This is a genomic window from Brevibacillus sp. FSL K6-6036, from assembly GCF_037964015.1.
Taxonomy (GTDB): Bacteria; Bacillota; Bacilli; order Brevibacillales; family Brevibacillaceae; genus Brevibacillus; species Brevibacillus borstelensis.
This window is the reverse complement of sequence record NZ_CP150173.1, coordinates 376,903-395,231: the sequence shown is the minus strand read 5'-3', so window position 1 is coordinate 395,231 and position 18,329 is coordinate 376,903. Positions and strand designations below refer to the sequence as shown.

The 18,329-nt window shown below is 54.0% G+C and carries 19 protein-coding genes; 3 read left to right on the top strand and 16 right to left on the bottom strand.

Features of this window, described 5'->3' with window-relative positions; all coding sequences use genetic code 11:
* Window positions 1-8: 8 nt before the first annotated feature.
* A complete protein-coding gene (locus tag NST37_RS02240) occupies window positions 9-446 on the bottom strand; it encodes a hypothetical protein (protein ID WP_003393150.1) in 438 nt (145 codons plus the stop codon).
* The gene (locus tag NST37_RS02235) at window positions 433-3,273 is read right to left on the bottom strand and encodes an AAA family ATPase (RefSeq protein WP_339186170.1); all 2,841 of its coding nucleotides are present in this window, start codon (window positions 3,271-3,273) and stop codon (window positions 433-435) included. The genes NST37_RS02240 and NST37_RS02235 overlap by 14 nt, the downstream gene beginning before the upstream one ends.
* A gap of 122 nt (window positions 3,274-3,395) precedes the next feature.
* Here NST37_RS02235 and NST37_RS02230 point away from each other — a divergent pair, with 122 nt between their 5' ends.
* Window positions 3,396-3,740 (top strand): DUF192 domain-containing protein, encoded by a 345-nt coding sequence (locus NST37_RS02230; protein ID WP_003393146.1) that lies wholly within the window; start codon window positions 3,396-3,398, stop codon window positions 3,738-3,740.
* A 17-nt stretch (window positions 3,741-3,757) separates the two neighbouring features.
* Window positions 3,758-4,510 (top strand): hypothetical protein, encoded by a 753-nt coding sequence (locus NST37_RS02225; protein ID WP_339186168.1) that lies wholly within the window; start codon window positions 3,758-3,760, stop codon window positions 4,508-4,510.
* A gap of 38 nt (window positions 4,511-4,548) precedes the next feature.
* On the opposite strand, the gene NST37_RS02220 is transcribed toward NST37_RS02225, so the two are convergent.
* From NST37_RS02220 to cpaB, 12 genes are all read right to left on the bottom strand, one after another.
* The gene (locus NST37_RS02220; protein ID WP_031933366.1) at window positions 4,549-5,013 is read right to left on the bottom strand and encodes a pilus assembly protein TadG-related protein; all 465 of its coding nucleotides are present in this window, start codon (window positions 5,011-5,013) and stop codon (window positions 4,549-4,551) included.
* A gap of 40 nt (window positions 5,014-5,053) precedes the next feature.
* On the bottom strand, window positions 5,054-5,470 hold the full coding sequence (locus tag NST37_RS02215; RefSeq protein WP_003393141.1) for a TadE family protein: 417 nt from the start codon (window positions 5,468-5,470) through the stop codon (window positions 5,054-5,056).
* On the bottom strand, window positions 5,449-5,967 hold the full coding sequence (locus NST37_RS02210; protein ID WP_024984299.1) for an A24 family peptidase: 519 nt from the start codon (window positions 5,965-5,967) through the stop codon (window positions 5,449-5,451). The genes NST37_RS02215 and NST37_RS02210 overlap by 22 nt, the downstream gene beginning before the upstream one ends.
* An 8-nt stretch (window positions 5,968-5,975) precedes the next feature.
* Window positions 5,976-6,149 carry a Flp family type IVb pilin gene (locus NST37_RS02205; RefSeq protein WP_003393138.1) on the bottom strand — a complete coding sequence of 58 codons (174 nt, stop codon included), beginning with the start codon at window positions 6,147-6,149 and terminating at the stop codon, window positions 5,976-5,978.
* A gap of 31 nt (window positions 6,150-6,180) precedes the next feature.
* Window positions 6,181-6,858: an SLAP domain-containing protein gene (locus NST37_RS02200; RefSeq protein WP_171506023.1), complete on the bottom strand. Its 678-nt coding sequence runs from the start codon at window positions 6,856-6,858 to the stop codon at window positions 6,181-6,183.
* Window positions 6,859-6,887: 29 nt separating this feature from the next.
* Window positions 6,888-8,582 (bottom strand): hypothetical protein, encoded by a 1,695-nt coding sequence (locus NST37_RS02195; RefSeq protein WP_251238037.1) that lies wholly within the window; start codon window positions 8,580-8,582, stop codon window positions 6,888-6,890.
* Between the two features lie 185 nt (window positions 8,583-8,767).
* Window positions 8,768-9,661 carry a hypothetical protein gene (locus NST37_RS02190; protein ID WP_003392776.1) on the bottom strand — a complete coding sequence of 298 codons (894 nt, stop codon included), beginning with the start codon at window positions 9,659-9,661 and terminating at the stop codon, window positions 8,768-8,770.
* A gap of 35 nt (window positions 9,662-9,696) precedes the next feature.
* Complete coding sequence (locus NST37_RS02185; RefSeq protein WP_003392782.1) at window positions 9,697-10,593, bottom strand: type II secretion system F family protein; 897 nt, start codon at window positions 10,591-10,593, stop codon at window positions 9,697-9,699.
* A 13-nt stretch (window positions 10,594-10,606) separates the two neighbouring features.
* Window positions 10,607-11,527: a type II secretion system F family protein gene (locus NST37_RS02180; RefSeq protein ID WP_003392784.1), complete on the bottom strand. Its 921-nt coding sequence runs from the start codon at window positions 11,525-11,527 to the stop codon at window positions 10,607-10,609.
* Window positions 11,521-12,894 carry a CpaF family protein gene (locus NST37_RS02175; RefSeq protein ID WP_003392785.1) on the bottom strand — a complete coding sequence of 458 codons (1,374 nt, stop codon included), beginning with the start codon at window positions 12,892-12,894 and terminating at the stop codon, window positions 11,521-11,523. The genes NST37_RS02180 and NST37_RS02175 overlap by 7 nt, the downstream gene beginning before the upstream one ends.
* The gene (locus NST37_RS02170; protein WP_003392786.1) at window positions 12,872-14,143 is read right to left on the bottom strand and encodes an AAA family ATPase; all 1,272 of its coding nucleotides are present in this window, start codon (window positions 14,141-14,143) and stop codon (window positions 12,872-12,874) included. The genes NST37_RS02175 and NST37_RS02170 overlap by 23 nt, the downstream gene beginning before the upstream one ends.
* Window positions 14,144-14,168: 25 nt before the next feature.
* Window positions 14,169-14,894 carry a Flp pilus assembly protein CpaB gene (gene cpaB, locus NST37_RS02165; RefSeq protein WP_339186166.1) on the bottom strand — a complete coding sequence of 242 codons (726 nt, stop codon included), beginning with the start codon at window positions 14,892-14,894 and terminating at the stop codon, window positions 14,169-14,171.
* Between the two features lie 233 nt (window positions 14,895-15,127).
* Here cpaB and NST37_RS02160 point away from each other — a divergent pair, with 233 nt between their 5' ends.
* A complete protein-coding gene (locus NST37_RS02160) occupies window positions 15,128-16,351 on the top strand; it encodes a cytochrome P450 (RefSeq protein WP_003392793.1) in 1,224 nt (407 codons plus the stop codon).
* A 52-nt stretch (window positions 16,352-16,403) separates the two neighbouring features.
* Here NST37_RS02160 and NST37_RS02155 read toward each other — a convergent pair whose 3' ends face one another.
* Both NST37_RS02155 and NST37_RS02150 read right to left on the bottom strand, forming a co-directional pair.
* A complete protein-coding gene (locus tag NST37_RS02155; RefSeq protein ID WP_003392795.1) occupies window positions 16,404-16,925 on the bottom strand; it encodes a DinB family protein in 522 nt (173 codons plus the stop codon).
* A 74-nt stretch (window positions 16,926-16,999) separates the two neighbouring features.
* Window positions 17,000-17,968, bottom strand: coding sequence for a YafY family protein (locus NST37_RS02150; RefSeq protein WP_024984294.1), 969 nt, complete (start codon window positions 17,966-17,968; stop codon window positions 17,000-17,002).
* Window positions 17,969-18,329: the final 361 nt, after the last annotated feature.

The following is an 18,329-nucleotide window of genomic DNA, read 5'->3' as shown; positions in this document are numbered from 1 at the left end:
CACTTGCATCACCCCTGCTTTCTCACGGTGAGACTAATCGGATATTTGCAGTACCAGTAAGACAAGAAGACCCGGGTCACCAGAACAATCACGACCGCTCCTCCTATCGCCAGCCACTTCGGAAACAACAAGCTGTCTGCCCACTGGTTCATCACTTCCAGACCTGCAGATGTTCCAATCGCCATAAAGTAAGCGATATGCAGGAAAGGCAGCAAAACCGGGTATTTTCGGTACAAGGTTCGCAAGGCTCCCACCCGGACGGATGCGAACAACAGTCCGCCGATCACTCCCAGCACAATCAGGGGATACCCCAGACGGGGAGCCTCGTACTTGGCTACCTCGATCATGTCGAGGATAGAGAACAGCGGCATGGTGACCAGGATCAGTACACAGGGGAGCAGGAGCAGATAGAAACAGACCGCGAACATCGCCTTAGCTGCTTTCATAGATAGCCTCCTCCACCACATCGCATTCTTCCAACATGGCCAGCTCTTGTATGGTTGCGTGTTTGTTTCGGCTCAGGCGCATGGCGTGCGAGCGTATTGCCCGTTCACACAGATTCCTGACAAAGCGTCCGTTCCCCGCCATCTTGTCCCCTTGCGTCTGAACAAACTGCTGCCGTATGGCTCGCTCTGCCGCAGCAGAAGCCTCATAGCCTCGCTGCGCCAACAATTGCCGGGTGATTTGCAGCAATTCATCAGGTGTATAATCCGGAAACTCAATGATCGTCGGAAACCGTGAACGCAAGCCGGGATTGCTTGCCAAAAACCCGGTCATATCCTCGCCGTAGCCTGCCAGAATGACGACGAGACTGTCGCGAAAATCATCCATCGCCTTGACCAGCGTGTCGATCGCTTCCCGGCCAAAGTCACCTTCGGCCCCCGCCAGTGCGTATGCTCCATCGATAAAGAGCACACCCCCCAGCGCACGCTCGATGACTTCCCGCGTTTTGAGTGCCGTTTGCCCCACATAACCGGCGACGAGCCCGGAGCGATCCGTTTCAATCAGCTCATCCCGCTTGATTACGCCCAATCGATACAACTGCCGCGCAATGATCCGGGCCACCGTCGTCTTGCCTGTTCCGGGATTCCCTTGGAAAATCATGTGCAGCGTCTGTCCCGCCGCATCGGGTATTCCGGCCGCTTTCCGCCGCTGTGCGATCTGGATTTGTGCCGCCAAAGACCTGACCATGTATTTGACCGGCTCCAATCCCACGACGGCAGCCAGTTCCTCCTCCAGCTCGGCCATTATGTTCTCTGCAGTACCGCACTCCTTATCACCGATGCCCCAGTCTTCAGCTCGCAGCCACCTCCACTCTTCCGCCCCCGCTTCCAACTGGGCCAGACGAGCTGATTGCCTCCTCACAGCTTCCTCAAACAGGTTGCGAACCAGACGCCCGTTTCCGGTATCGCTTCGGCCCCGTACCTGCTTGCCTTCAATCATTCCGAGCAAATGCTGACGGGCATCGGGATGGATTTCGTACCCGCGGACGATTACCATTCTCTCCAGAAGCTCCGCCATCTCTTCCGGCGTGTAGTCGGGGAATTCGATCTGCAGCGGAAAGCGGGAGCGAAGACCGGGATTCACTTTCAGAAAGGCGTCCATCTCCCGTGTATAGCCGGCCAGGATAACGATCATCTGGTCCCGGTGGTCCTCCATCGCTTTGACCAGTGTATCGATGGCTTCCCGGCCGTACAGATCGGCAGGGTCCCGGGACAGTGTGTATGCCTCATCAATAAACAGCACGCCGCCAATCGCCTCCTTTATCCTTTCTGCGGTTTTGGCGGCTGTGGAGCCGATATACTCGCCTACGAGATCCTGTCTGGTCACCTCGACCAACTGACCGCCCGACAGCAGCCCCATGCTTTTCCAGATGCGGGCCACGAGCCTGGCTACGGTTGTTTTTCCCGTACCCGGATTGCCTGAGAACACCATGTGCATCGACATGGGAAGCTTCGTTTGGCCTGTCAGGCTTCGCTTTTTTTCAGCCGTCACGACATCCAGGCATTCTCGAACGAATTTCTTAACGGCGTCCAATCCGGTCAACTGCTCCAGCTCCAGCAAAGCTTCTGAAAGCTCCTGCTCCTGCCCTCTCGCCAAACCCGGCAGCGGCAAGCTGACCGCTCCGCTGACGAGAACGAGCTCTCCCTCCCGGAAAGCCACCAGCGCCTCCTGATCGGAACGAAGCACTCCTCTCGCTCTCCAGTCCAGCAATTGCGGGGTAAATACATGTGTGACCCATTCCTCAATCGCCTTCTCGTACCGTTTTGTCTGTTCTACCTGTTTGGCGAGCTCTTGAAAAACGGACTCTTCAAAAGAAAGGGTCAGCCGGATATCCGCTTCGAGCCTTTCTGCTTGCGCCAGACACCTTTCTCCCAGCAGCTTCGCCAGAGTATCAAGGCCGGGGGCAGCAGTGAACGCGCACGTATCCAGACTTTTTACCAGGGCTTGCGGAACGGCTGGCGAAATCATTTTCTCCAGCGTCCTTCGCTCCATTTGTTCAGCGGCTCCTGCTGTTTCGCTTTTGGGAGACGGCTGGTCCACATGGAGGACCAGGAAGTAGTCGGAGGCCTCTATCTGTCCCCCCTCCGGAGTCCGGATCAAGCCATCTGCAAACAGCTTCGTAACGTACTGGACGATTTCCGGGCCAGCCCGCTCAATGCCTCTGAAGCAAACCGTCCCGATTCCGTCCCGAAAGGCATTTGCACAGTCGAGGAGAAACAGCGTATGTGCCTCCCGCTCACCATATCTGTCCAAATCGACCGTCGTGACGTGGCCGTACGGCAACAGCCGCTTTCGGCAAAACTGATCGAGCAGCAAAGATAATGTTCGCAGCTTGCCCGTCCCTTCGGGTCCGGCCAGCAGGAGCCTGTGCTGGACTTTTCCGCTTTCCCGAAGCAAAAAGCTTTTTTTGTAGGCGATCGCCACTTCGTAGACGAACGGCTCCTGCCGGTTGATTTGCCCGTTAACCTCTTCGATGATGGCCGGGAAAAGATCCTCCAGCTCGGCCCGGGACCGGACCCAGGCATGCTTGTTCCACCCCCGGACGGTATCTGCCACTGCCTCTCTTCCGCTGGCCAAAGGGCCAAAGGTCTCTTTTCCCGCAGACGAGGCTAGCGATTGGCTTTGCCCGGCCATCCCGCTCTGCCGAAATGGCGATGTTTCGGGCTGTTGCTGACGCTCTGCCTTTTTCCCCGAAAACCCTCGCTCCCGTATATGGTCAAGCAGTTGAAGCTCCGGAAAGAGAATGCGCATCCACTTTTTCCATGCCATGTCTGAATCGTTTCCTTTCGTCATCCCGCCTCGTCTCAATGGGCTTGATAGAAAAATCCAGAATTGTTATGATGTAGAACAAATGCCAGATTGGGCAAAATATCCAGCCCGGAGGGGCGTTTATGAAGATTTGGAATGCAACGAAAAACAGAATGATCGCACAGCAGGCCAAATGTGCCGACACGTCGGTCACAAGGATGCTCGGCTTGCTCGGGAGAAGCACGCTCCCGGAGGGACAGGCATTGATCATAAACCCGTGCAAGGCTGTCCATACCTGGTTTATGCGTTTTTCCATTGACTGTCTGTTTGTCGATCAACACGGCGAGATCGTCCATCTCATGGAGGAGCTGCAACCATGGCGGTATACTCCGTTTATAAAAAGGGCGGCCTATGTTATCGAACTGCCTGCCCATACGATCCGCAACACGCAGACTGAAATAGGCGATCGACTGGAAATTACAAGCTAACGAAAGGAATCGTGACCATGATCATTCAGCCATCGAATATCCAACCTCAGCCCATTTCAGTTCTTCTGGGCCATAGTCTGAAAACGGGGAAACGGATCTGGCTCAGCCAGTTTCCCTTCCTGTTCCTGATCGTTTCCCTTCTCTTTTGGTCAGAGCAAGCGCTGACAGGATGGGCACAGTCCCAGCAGTTGAAGGAAGCGTTCAGCCCGCTGATCATGACGCCGGTCAACGGCATTCTGCTGTCCCTCTATTTCGTCTACGTGGGAATCGTTTTGAAACGATCTCATTTGGGAACACAATGGGATCAGCAGCTTCAGGCGCTGACGGCCTTTGGCAGCCTGGTGCCCGTCGTTATCCTTGCCAGCCTGCTTGAATTTGCAGGGGTGGCATTAGGTACGCTACTGCTGATTATTCCGGGCATTTTGCTCATGATCTGGTTTACCGTCTTTCCTCAGGTGATCGCCTTTGAAGGGATGGGGGCGATCGCGGCACTGAAGCGAAGTCTCTTTTTGGTAAAGGGCTCCACGCTTCGCGTCCTGGGCATCATCCTGATCTTTGCCGTCGTGAGAGCAGTATTGCAATACTTGCCCGGCTTTTTGTTTCCGGCAATTGCCAGTCAGCCGGCGATAGCCTTCCTGCTCTTCCTCATACGCGAAATGCTGATATTGCCGTTTGAGGGCGCCGCCTACTACCTGCTGTACCTGGAGCTTCGCACAAGAAAAGAAGCATTCGATTTCGACGTATACCAAGAGGAGAGCAGCAGAATGTAATACCGTATCTTGTACGGACGGTCGCGGGTGGCCGTCCTTTACTCTTCCATCCTCGCCTCCGCAGATGCGGACAAGGTGGTCCCCTGGATGCCAAACATTTTCATGAAGAAAAACTGGCACTCCGCTTCCGCTTTCACGACAATGGTGCCACCGCTCACCTCTACACCGGTAAGCTGAGCCTGGGGATAATTGATCGCCAGGTAGCTGGCTGCTAGCGACCGTGCTTCGCCCGGTACAAGCACGACCTGCGGTTCTTCGGGCGGCTCTACATTCCAGAGATCGCGGTCATACGAATCCAGTCCCGCCCAGGCAGCAGCGTCAGTGGCCTCGGACAGCTTCGCCTGATGATAGGCGATCACCCCGGTGTCAATGACCAGCCCGGCCACAGCCACAAGGACAGGAAGAAAAGCGGCGAACAGCACCAGGGCGCCGCCCTTTTCGTCCCGTTTCCACCGGCCCCACTTTCGTTTCCATTCCTTTTTCCACTTCGCTGGTATTTTCATCTGACCTCATTCTTTCCTGCTCAGGATTTTTGTCCCACCGCTATAGCACTTTATAGACAGCCGTATGCTCAAGCTTTACAACAGGATTGGAGAAAAACGCGCTGATGATCGGGATCGTCACCGGGTAGTCATAAGTGACTGTCACGCTGATGTCATTTCCCGTTTCCCGGATCTGGACATCGTGAGACCCGCTCAAGCCGTTCGTTAGAATGGACAGGGCGGTGTTGCGGATTTTGGCCCGCGCGGCTCCTGCCCCCTCATCATCCCAGACAGCGCCGCCCACCCGCGCTCCCTGGCTGGCAGACAAGACCACGAGGGTTTTGGCGTACATCATATGTCCAAAAACGAGGATGCCCGTGATCAGCAGGATCATGACAGGCAGGACAATCGCAAATTCCGTGATGGCCTGCCCTTCTTCTCTTTTGACAAGTTGTCTCAGACGATTGCGGATCCCCAATACATGGTCACCACCGTTCCGATAAATATTGCGATGCCGTACGGAAATACCGGCTGGGAGCGATCTTTCAGCACATGTAAAAAGTCCTTCAGCTTTCCGCTACACAAATAGACAATAAAGAGATAGAGCAACTCGCATGTCCCTTTAAAGCCTCGCGCAGCGACAACGATCCCGGCTGCGATGACTCCGCCGACTGCGATCACGACAAAACTGTTGGTGACGATAAAGGGAAGACCCATGACCGCACCGATGCTGCCCATCATTTTTACATCACCGGCGCCAAAGGCTCCCATCAGGTAAGGGACAAGAAATATTCCAAGTCCGGCCAGCAAGCCCAAAAGATGCTCCACGAAGCCGGACCAGCCGTACAGAATGGTGCCGTTTGCCAGTCCGGCCAGCGCGAGCGATACCGTCAACAGGTTGGGGATTCGATATTTCCACACGTCAAAGATAAGCGCGATCGTCAGACCGAACAGACAAAGACCGTACGTGAACATTTCCAAACTCAGCTGCCCTTGCCAAGACCGTCAGCAATATCTTTAAATACTTTGACAATCTTATCCTTCATGGCGACCAGGCCAGCGATGGCGGCAATCGCGATAATGCCGAGAATCAAGCCGTACTCGCTGAGCGCCTGTCCTTCTTCTTCTTTCCAAAATTTCACCAGTGCTTGTTTCATTGCGAATCCCTCCATTGAATGGTTGATTGATTTAGAAGCCTTGCAGTGTAAAAACATACCCTTCCTGCTGGAATGAATAATTGCTGTTCAGAACGTCCTTCTTGTCAACGACGATGCTGAGCGGACGTGCTTCCCCTGTCGAAAGACTGCCAATGTCCTGAGCATTCGGAGCAAACGGAACCTCGACTACCTTTTGTCCATCTGCTTGGTAAATCGTCAGCACAGCTTTCGAAAGATCGGCAGACGTCAGTGTTTTCCCTGGTACGCCATTTCGCAGCAGCATCACCGCGAGAAGCGAGCCGTCCTCCTGGTAGGCTGCCGTCACTGGAACGACATCCACGCTGCCTTCAGCCAGCGGCAGATAGAGATCCATCAGTGTCGTCAAATATTTTTTCATTTCCTCTGTTCGAAATGGTTCTTGATGCTCCAATACGGAAAGCTTCGATTCGACCCACTTTCCGCCTTGGCCGATGATTTCATCCCTTTTTGCTTTTAGCTGATCCTTTACCGCTTCCAACTGCTTTATCCGCTCCTCCAGATCTTCTTGCTGCAGATTCGCCAGTTGTTCAGCGCGATACTGAAGCTTCCGGTCAGCTCCGTTCTCCGGTCCGGTAGCAGGGGCGGACGTGCTGCTCTCCCCGCCGCAAGCGGCGAGAAAGAGGAGCAGGCACGTCGCCATCATGATGCTGCTTATCTTTTTCAGTTGCATGGTAACGTCCTTTCCATCATCCGGTCGACTCAACCAAATGACTTTCGTACATTGCTGAAGAAGCCTCCGATTGCGTTTCGTGCAGAGCTGGCTGCCTTGCGTGTCGAGCTCCACGCCCGGCTTGCTGTCTTCTTCGTCGAAGACCATGCGCGGTTCGCCGTCTTCTTCGTCGAAGACCAAGCATGGCTCGCTGTCTTCTTCGTTGCAGACCAAGCACGGCTTGCTGTCTTCTTCGTTGCAGACCATGCACGGCTTGCTGTCTTCTTTGTCGAGGACCAAGCACGGCTTGCTGTCTTCTTCGTTGCGGACCATGCGCGGCTCGCTGTCTTCTTCGTTGCGGACCATGCGCGGCTCGCTGTCTTTTTCGTTGCGGACCATGCGCGGCTCGCTGTCTTTTTCGTTGCAGACCATGCGCGGCTCGCTGTCTTCTTCGTTGCAGACCAGGCACGGCTTGCTGTCTTCTTCGTTGCGGACCATGCGCGGCTCGCTGTCTTTTTCGTTGCGGACCATGCGCGGCTCGCTGTCTTTTTCGTTGCGGACCATGCGCGGCTCGCTGTCTTCTTCGTTGCGGACCATGCGCGGCTCGCTGTTTTCTTCGTTGCAGACCAAGCACGGCTCGCTGTCTTCTTCGTCGCGGCCCAAGCACGGCTCGCTGTCTTCTTCGTCGCGGCCCAAGCACGGCTCGCTGTCTTCTTCGTCGCGGCCCAAGCACGACTAGCTGTCTTCTTCGTCGCGGCCCACGCCCTGCTTGCAGCCTGCTTTGTTGCACTCCAAGCCTGGCTCGCTGTCTTCTTTATTGCGGACCACGTATTTGCGGCAAAGTTTTTCGTCGCGTTCCATGCGTATCGGCCCAATTCTTTGCCTTTGTTCCACACCCATTTGGCGGCTGCGGCAATTTCTTTCCGATACTTCAGAGCTGTGGACACAACTGCCGCTCCAAGTGCAATCCCCGCCACGATCGGTGCAGCAGGCGTCGCAAGCAGGAACGGCAACGCCACTCCGGCAAGACCTCCGATGATATCGACGGAGCCCTCTGCGATTTTCCAGCCGTCGTTGTTCTTCGCTCCCTGAACGACATCATACACACCGAATCCAGCGGAAATCGCGGCGAACGGCGCCCCGACTTTGGCCAGAAAAACGCTGGCTGGCCCGTTTTGCAGCGTCGTCCAGGCGAACTCGTTTTTCAGCTTCGTCCACCAGCTTACATTCGCGGCGGTATTGACTGCGCCTGTAAACACGGTTTGATAGTTGAAAGCTGCCCGGAATTCCACAGCCTTGAGAGCAGGGTCTATCCCTTTCTCGATCAGCTGCACGCTCCAGTGGGTATCTCCTGCTTCGTTGAAAATCTTTGACCCGGAGGCTACGACGCCGAGGGTTCCCACAATGATGTTGCCTCCGCTCGGGGAGCTGCTGATGCTCTCTACTGCCTTGGCGACCTCCAGTACATACGTAAATGTATTATTGAATGTCTTTCCGGCCTTGTAGGCAGTGTCGTCCTGTCCCTTTCCATCCGGCAAGGCTCCGGGTGCTGCCCCGTTTGCTCCAGATCCCGGCTTTACGTCGTTCTTTTCATCTGCCTTGATCATGTTGGGAGTGGGTTTCTCGTTTGCCGACACCATCTCTGAAGGCACGGCAAACCATAGCAAGTTGAGCAGCACGATGAGGAAAACAGACACACCGGCGATCAGACGCCTACTCTGTTTTTTCCTGAACCACCTGTACATGATCTACCTTCCTTCCTGCTTAGTAAAAAAACCTCCATCGAAGACTTTGCAAGGATGAATGAATAGTGCTTTGCCGGAAGGTTTTTATGCGGTCGTATAGGGAGAGATCCACCTCCTCCAACAGATTTTGTATTTGTTATCGCAGCTACCACCCCCCTTTCTACGCGCTCCTCTCGGATGGTCAGTCATGCCTGTATGCTGCTTCCTTCCGCTCCGAGGAGCCATTTTTGCCTCAGCAAATCAGCGGTATGCTTGCCGATAAAATCCCTTGTTTCGTTCTTGGCTGTCCAGATTGCCTGCTCAAGTGTTTGCGCACCGCGCTCCGCTATTGAGACCCGCTCCACCTGAAAGGAATTCTCCAGTAAAGCGACGATGTTCTGAGCTAGCTTCTCCTCACCGGCACCAAGCCATTTCTGGGCCAGCGCTTCAGAGAGCAGTCGCTTTGTTTCCGTGCGGGCTGTATGCGACTCCAGAAGGACCAGCACTCTTTTCCGCGAGTCATCCATGAAATCCAGCATCGCTTTGTCAAGCTGAGCCACCTCTTGCTCCCTCAGCGGCTGGCCCGCCTTGATCGGCTCGAGCCGCCGCAAAACCTCTCTTCCCGATGAGTTAATGCGCTCACCGAGCTGTGCTCCTTGTTTCAGGTACTGCTTGTAGCCATCCAGGTGAGCCTGTGCCGCTCTCCCCTGCTCCTCCCCGAGACGATCCAGCACCTTCTTTCCCAATTCCTCCACGTGCCGGATGATCGGCACAAACGACTGAGGATCGACAGCCAAATTTTTTTTGAGATAACCGGCGTTGTTGTCGAGTGTCACGATCAACTGGTACATTCGCAGACAGCGCTGCGTCACGTTCTGGTCTGGGACCAACCGGCCTGTTTGATCCACGATGGCGAATTTCTCAAAATTCGTTTCCATCCGAAGCAGCACAGACATTGGATAGATGCCCACCAGACGATAAGCTTCGCCGTCCACAACCATCTCCGAGCTCATGTATATCTGCTGCAAGCCGCGCTTAAACGGGGACAGCGCTGTTTTGAAAACACCCTTTGCCGGCGACATGATCCATAGCAATTTCATTGTCAGTCCTCCTTGTTCGTACATGGACAAATCGCTTAATTCATGACAAACCGAGCCAACTCAATAAACACAGGTCCCAGCATAAATATGGTCATCGCCGGAAAGGCAAGCAGCAGCAAAGGCAGGAACAGCTTCAAAGAAGCTTCCGCACCCAGTCTTTGCGCTTTTTTCTTGCGGTCCTCCCACACCTCCGAGGCTTGCTGGCGAAGCACGCCGGTGATCCCGGAAGCCCCCCGCTCGATCGTCTGCGACAGGGCCGAGACAAACCGGCTTACCTCTTCTACCTGACAGCGATCGGCCATCCGCTCCAAAGCCTCGATTTGTCCCACGCCGTAGGCCACATCATTGACGACCGTCAACAGCTCCCGGGCGAGCACTCCCTTTTGGCGAGTCGCTACTTCGCGGAGAGCGGGAAAGAGATGAAGTCCCGCCTCGCACATGATAGCGACAGCGTTTAGCAGATGCGGAAGCTCACGGCGTATCGATTCCTGCCTGCTTTTGATCTTTTGCCTGATCCATTGCTGCGGCAGGAAGTATCCAATCAGTACGGCTCCTATGGCGATGAGGTAATAGTCGGAATTCCCGTTTGCCCAGCCCAGAAACAGAAAGTACAAGCCGGCCAGTACAGCCGATCCCGCCTGGACGCTTACGAAATTCTCCACGGTCCAGTTCTCGGCCAACCCTGCGTGAATCAGCTTGGTTTGGATATCCTTGCGCTGTTTCGGACGGATGCGAAGCCGCAAAGCAGCCATCATGCTCATCACGAAAGGAGTGATGAGGTGTACGAGACCGGTTTTTCGAGTGGTGGAAGAAGTCACGTAGGATGACATAAAGACAAAGCCCTTTTTTACTTTTTGCACCTGCAGCCATTTGGTCGGCAAAAAGAGCATGACGACCAGTACGAATGTGAAGCAGGCAATCAGCGTCGGCATAAACATTCACCCACTATATATTGATCTTCGTGATGGCGCGGCCGAGGAAGTAGTTGGCGACCAGCATCAGAGCGGCTAGGAACATCAATGACGACCCGACCCAGGAATCGTACATCGGCTGCATATAGCCCGGATTGAGCGCCATGATCGCCAGCACAATACCGAGGGGCATGAATGTGAGCATTTTTGCCTCCATTCGCTTTTGAGCTGTCGCCACCATGATTTCCTGCTGGACCGTAATCTTGTCGGTGATCATCATCGTCGTATTTTGAATGACCTCGGCCAGGTTGCCGCCGCGCGATTTCGTGATGAGGGCCGCGTTGACGAATTGCGTGACGTCCTCCTGATTGACCGCATCGCGGAATTTTTGCAGCGCTTCCTCCAGCGATACGCCAAAATGGATGTCCCGATTGAGCTTTTCCAGTTCATCCAGCATGGGGCGATCCTTTTTATGGCCGAGCTGCTTCGCCAAGTCTTGCTGACTGCGCAGGAGCGCGACCTGCAGGGAGGAACCTGCCTTCAGCGAGCTTGCGATGGACAAAATCGCCTCGCGAAACTGGAGAACCATGATCTGACGCAGTTTTTCCTGCCTTCTTTTCTTTATGGCCCGCGGAACGAAAAGCCCAAGTACGCCAAACAAGGCTGCGTAAAACTCGTTTTGGAACAGCAGCATGCCAAAGAAAAACAGCGACACGACCGAAACGGCGATCAAGAGATAGTCAAGCAGCTTCGTATCCGACGACGATCCCAGTTGCAGCCATCGCGACAGCCCGGCCCGCTCCTTCTTTGTTTCAATATGACGCAAGCGGTCAAACTGCCGGGTCAGCCACTTTTTTTGCGGAAATTCCCCGTAAATCAGCACGTACAAAAGCTCGATGAAGGAACGGAGCAATACGTACAAAGAGACCATGACCGCTACATATGTCCCTAGCATCTCAACTCCTCCGCTTCAAACATGGTTTCTCCGTATCCCCTGGACAGCCATTTCTCCATCTGCATGACCGGCTCGCCGGTCGGAACGAGAGCCCCCCGCAGCCGACCGTCCTCATCCATGCCTTCCATCCTCCAGCGAAACAGGTCGACGCACTCGATTTCGCCATCGACGTAATCACGGATTTCCGAGATTTGCAGGACCTTGCGGGAGCCGTCGCGAAGGCGGCCCAGGTGAACGATAATCTCTACCGCAGAGGCAATCTGCCTGCGGATGGCGGGGAGAGGCAGTTCCAGTCCCGACATCAGTACCATCGTCTCGAGACGAGACAGCATGTCGCGCGCCGAGTTGGCGTGGCCCGTCGTCAGCGAGCCGTCGTGGCCCGTATTCATCGCCTGCAGCATGTCAACGGCCTCTCCTCCGCGGACCTCCCCGACGACAATCCGGTCAGGACGCATCCGGAGCGCTGTCCGTACCAGGTCGCGAATGGCGATGGCGCCTTTCCCTTCTACGTTGGGCGGCCGCGTCTCCAGGCGGACAAGGTTTTCAATATGAGTGACCTTCAGCTCGGCCGCATCCTCTACCGTAATCACCCGCTCCGTCTGCGGAATGAACATGCTGAGCGCATTGAGAAACGTGGTCTTCCCCGAGCCGGTTCCCCCGGAAACCACGATGTTGTACCGGGCACAAATCAGCTTTTCGAGCCACTCTGCTATTTGAGGGGAAAGGGCCCCCAGCTCCACCAGCTCCTGCATGGTGTAAGGATTTTCAGGAAACTTCCGAATCGTTACGATCGGCCCGGACAGCGAGATCGGACGGATGACTACGTTTACGCGCGAACCGTCGGCGAGCCGGGCATCCACGATCGGATCGCTTTCATCCACTTTGCGGTTGATCGGGGCCACGATTTTTTCGATCAGGTGCAGCAGCTCCGACTCGGACTCGAACTGCAGCGGGGCGCCTTTTTCCGTCATCGCCCGGCGCATTCTCCCTTTTTCCTCAATGAAAATCCGTTCAATTCCGTTGATCATGATCTCTGTGATCTGCTCGTTCTTCACCAACGGATCAATAATTCCGTAGCCGACTAGCTGCTGGACAATTTCTTCGACCATTGTCCGCTTTTCTTCCAAGGTGAGAAGGGCATGGCCGAAGCGGGACTCGCTCTCCTCTTCAAGCACTTTCCAGATCACCTGGCGAAGCAGCTCCGGCTGGCTCAGCAGCTGTTGATCCTTTTTGTTCTGCTCGATGATTCGCTCGCGGACAGCCTGTTTCAGCTCGGGAAGCTGGACGGTTTCCTGCGCACGCCCTTCTGCCGGGCCCTCGCCGGTCGCACCCGCCTTCTTTTGCCTAATGGCCTCTTCTACCCGCACGTGTAAACACCCCCCGCAAGCTGAAGCCCTTGCCCAGCTCTCTTTTTGTAAAAACCGGACAGATGAAGTGTGCAATACGCCGGTAGTACCTGTTGATCTTCAGATGGGGTCTCTCGACGAGCGAGATTCCCCGGTTCGTAAAGCCTTGTATCTGCTGATACATATCCGGGATGGTTTCCGCGATTGGCATGGAGAGGATCTCCTCCAGCTCCGAGGTCGGGAACCCGATCGACGAATGGTAGCGATTGAGCACCAAATAACGGGATTGGAGCGGCCGGTTCAGCTTTTCGACGATATCAAAGGTGGACAAGAGCGACCAGTTGGCGACCACATCCGTCGTCGTCACGTAGAACAGATCGGTCGCTGCGCTCAGCAGAGCGATATTTTTCGGGGAGAGGTCGGTCGATGTATCCATGACGATTACCTCGTAGTCGAGCGCCTCCAATCCCTCCAATATTTTGTCGGTCATGTCCAGCGTCATGTTGCTCATCTTGAAATGCGTAGCCGCACTCAGAACATGCAGCTTTTTCCCCTCTACCTCGACCTGGTGAACCGACTCTTTGAGAGTCGCCACGAGGTCATCCTTTTGTCCGATTCCCTGCTCGATCATCCTGATCGCATCTGTCAATCCCCGGGTCCGGGGCAAATACAGATAGGCAGATATTTGTCCGAAGGTAGCGAAGTCGACAAGCAGCACCTTCTTATCTTTTAGTGCCAGCTGGCAGGCCGTGTTGATCGCCAGCGTCGTCTTCCCTACCCCTCCCTTCGGAGAAAAGAACAATACTTTTCGCGTTTCCTGATTGCCCAGAAACTCGTTCACCGCCGCCTTGCTTTGGACAGGCTGCGTATGTCCCGGCGTAAAAGAATAGATCCGGGGAGCCAGCAAATCGTACGGGATGTATTTATAGACGAACTCTACGGTTCCGCCGTGGAGATCCACCTGCAGCTTCCGCAGCTTTTCCATCTGGTCCGTCCAAATCATGATCTTGGCTACCCGGCGATTCCTGATCTGAATGATCTCCTCTTGCGGGTTCGGCATCAAATCCAGGTTGATCAATACCACATCTACATCATGGGCCCCGCAGTAGGCATACAGCTCTGCCAGGGAACGGACTTGCGCAACCACGCGAATGGTCGGGTGATTTTGTTCAAAATAGTGTTGAATGTCCTGTGTATGCTCACGATCCGTATCCGCTACAGCCACTCGGATAAACGAGGTTGCGCTTGCAGTCGTGTTGTCGTACTCCATCTCTTTTCACCTTCTTTTGCGATCCTTATTTCAGCAGCAGCGAATCTGTTACCGGAGTAACCCTCTCCCGGTCTCCGTTCCAAGGGTTCAGGATCAGATCGATATCACCCTTGTGCTTGGCGAGCGAGAGTTTGACGGCTTCCTGCGGAGAAACGAGCAGCGTGACGTGCTGCATGACGCTCTCCCTTCCTTCGCCCTTCACATTCACACGCTCGATGTCAAACACCTCGACCTGCTGCAGAATCATGTGGGAAACAGATTCTCCTATCGCTTTCGAGTCTGATTTGGAGGTGTAGATCACGTCGACCCAATCCCCTTTGCTCAGTCTGTTGTCCACCACGGAAGCCGGTGGCAGCGCGACGGATATCAAGCGCTTTTCTTTTGGAATGAAGTAGGTCATATCCACGCTGCCGTCCTTGCGCAAATACATGCTTCGCTGTTCAGGAAAGATGAGCGCTTTGGGGTCCAGTTCCATCGGTTTGCCCGCTTCGATTTTTTGCAGGGTGATGCCGCCTACGACATCTTCCTTGACGGTAACGGGCTTGGTAATCAGCAATCGTGCCGAGTCAGCCGCTACCTCGACGGGCTTTACCATGTCTTCGGTAATGAGCGTGTGTGCCGGAATTTCCTTGGCCGCGACAATGACCACCGTCGTTTGGCGCAACGAATCCAAATATTCGTACACGGAATATGCGATAGCTCCTGCACTCACTAAAATAAAGAAAATACGCCAGCCCACTTTCGCAAACATATGAGTTCCTCCTGCTATGACATTGCCATCGTTTCAATACATTTCCTCTATAGACCGAAAAACCCAAAGATTGGTTGCAAAAAGTAAGAAAAAAACACCATTTTTTATGAAAAAAATTGGGTGTTTTTTCTAAGCATTGTCGCATATCCTGATGGATTCAATGGGAATACCTGTACATAAGAACTGGAGGAAAACGGGAAAATAAGCAAAAAACTAGCCCAAGGAGATTACTTATGGACCTGTCCTCCCAATCAAAAGTCTCTGGTTTTGTCATACCGGTGGAAGGATTGAAGTCCCCGGAAGAGCGGTTGCAGCCTTTTGCCTGGTTTCAAAAAATGCGGAAGGAATCCCCTGTTTCCTTTGATGCCAAGCGAAACTCCTGGGACCTCTTCCGCTACGACGATATTCTGGCCGTTCTCAAGGACCCCGCTGCCTTTTCATCGGTGAGGCCGCAGCAGGGCCCTGTTTTGTTGGGAAGTATTTTGGGGATGGACCCACCGAAGCACCATCAGATGAGAAATATCGTGAGCAAAGCGTTTACACCCCGTTCAATCGCTGAACTGGAGCCACGCATTACAGAGATCATGGGTGAGCTGATCGCACAAACAGAAGGGAAAACCGAGATCGATCTGCTCCAAAGCATTTCGATCCCGCTGCCTGTCATCGTGATCGCCGAGCTTCTCGGCGTTCCTGCGGCAGATCGCCAGCTGTTCAAGGACTGGTCGGATCGAATCGCCGAGTCGGTCGAGGACGACTCCGAAGCAGCCATCCAAAAATTTCTCGCTGATAAAGAAAAGGTACGCCGCGAGCTTGACGATTATTTCATGAAAGTAACGCTGGAGCGGAGAAAACAGCCCGAGGATGATTTGATCACCAAGCTGGTGCAAGCAGAAGTAGACGGGGAGAAACTGACGGACGAGGAAATCATGGAGTTCTGCATTCTGCTTTTGGGTGCCGGCAACGAGACGACGACCAACCTGATTACGAATGCTGTTCGCATCTTTATGGAAGAGCCGAGTCTCCAGGAAAAGCTGAGGCAGCAGCCGGAGCTGATGAAGGGGGCGATCGAAGAGGTTCTGCGCTACTACTCGCCCATTCTGGCGATGAACCGCTATGCGACAAAGGATGTGGAAATCGGCGGGAAGCAGGTGAAAAAGGGCGACCTCGTCGTGACCTGGATCGGTTCCGCCAACCGGGATGAGGAAAAATTCCCGGACGCCGACCGTTTTATCGTCGACCGCACGCCCAATGCCCATCTCGCTTTCGGACAGGGCATCCATTTTTGCCTGGGCGCCCCGCTCGCCAGACTGGAGGCATTGATCGCCCTGCCGCTCATCCTCGCTCATTTCCACGACATGAGGCTGCCCGAGGGAACGAAGCTGGAGGCGATCCCCAGCACTTTTGTTTACGGCGTAAAGGAGCTGCCGGTCCAGTTTACTCCTGCCGCCTATCATTAAGAGCGTTTTTTGAACAAAAAAACGGACTTGGGCAAAGTCCGTTTTTCTGTTCTTATGCTTGTGCTTGCTGAGAAAGCTCATACAAATAAAACACGTAGTCCGTCGGCACGCCTGCGTACCCCTGCTGTCTGAGCATCGCCGCAATATTCCCGCGATGGTATGTGCCATGGTTGACGACGTGCTGCACGATATCAGAATACCTGGCCTCCAGCACCCCGTAAGTAGGATGGCGGTATTGAGTCGTCGCGTCCAGATCTGGCAAACCCGCCAAAAACTCCTTGTACCTCTCGGAGGCAGTGCGGAACAGCTGCTGGAGTTCCTCTGCGCTTTTGCCATTCGTCTCCTCGGTGATGCCCCCGATCGCCTCTCTTATCTTCTCAAAGCTTTCGCCAGCCATCGCGTACAGCCAAATATGATCTGCCGTATAGATATGAACCAGTGCACTGTAAACAGAAGGAAAAATGCTCTGAATCTCTTGACGGCAGGCTTCTTCGGGCAATTCCTTCAGTTGTTGAAAAATCCTCTCATTGGCCCATATGTGGTATTCGTACAATTGTACTGCGTGGTGCTTCATTTCAGATACGCCTCCATTCGCCTAACCTTTTCATGTCCACAGCATAACCGAGATTCACTGACAAATACAGTCAGTCAAGATGAATACGTTTCGTAATGCACAAGCAATGCCTTCGTGACACTCACCATTCTTTCCCGAAGCAGCTTCGGCTCCAGCACTTGAATCGCTCCACCGTACGGCAGCAGAAAGTACGGTACGTAACCCGAGATCGATTCTTCATCCAGTTGAAAGCGGGCCTCACCCTCCGACCGCTCCACCAGAGCGTGTCCGAACAGCCAATGTTCGCAAAGGTCGCGTATGGCATGGGGTTTTCCCTTGATCCGAACGGCAATGAGCTTTTTCCTCTCCGCATCGGGCAGCAAGTTTTGCATGAAAAACTGCCTTGCGGAAAAATCGTCGGGTGGTTGGAACAAAGCATCAGTCCGGGATACGTGATGAATTCTGTCTACGCGAAAGCTGCGGATCTCGCATCGCAGATGGCAATAGCCGACGACGTACCACTTGTTCTTCCAGTAAACCAGCCCGTATGGATCGACATCGCGGACCTGCGGAGACGGATCACGGCCCTTTTGATAGGCCATGGACAGCGTATACCCATCCGCTACCGCTCGCTGCAGCTCTTGCAAAACTGACTCTATCGCAGGATTCGGTGGCGGGTTAATCACATCGAAACCGCGTTCATTCCGCTGAATATGATGCAACTGCTCCTGATTGGTGTACCTCTTCAGCTTGGACACGGCACTGTCCAACGCCTCGCCAAAAGGATAACCGGCCTCTTTCGCAAAAATGGCTGCATGAATCAGCGCCTTCTGCTCGTCCAGGTCGAAAAACAAAGGAGCCTCGATGAAGTGATCGGGCAGGGTATATCCGCCATTGTGACCGGAATCGGCGATGATCGGCACGCCGCTCGCGCACAAGGCATCGATGTAGCGGTAGACGGTCCGGATATGAATCTCCAGCGTCTCTGCCAGCTTCTTGGCCGTCATCCGTCTCCCTGTTTTCAGGAGCCACAAGATGGAAAGCATGTTGTCGGCTTTTGACATGTTATGAAGTGCTCCTTTCCTGTTGGCGGGGTACCGGTATTTCTGGTTCATTGCATTACAAACCGGTTCTCTTTTTTATGTGGAATTGTTATACAATTATCCATGCAGGTACTATAAACCTGCTCGTTTTTCCCTTGTTCCACGCAAAAAAAGCATCGTTCCCGTTGATTGTCTGGGACTGATGCTTTTTTAGTGTACCATTCTCAACTCGGCAGAAGCATACACAGCCTGTAAGAGGGAAATTTAGAACGATTCTTCGGTTTCCTGTTGCGCTTTATAATATGTAAAAAATCTGTTCGCAACAACGCCTAGAATTAATAGATCTACAGCTTTAGCAAAAAGCATATGAATAATCTGTGTG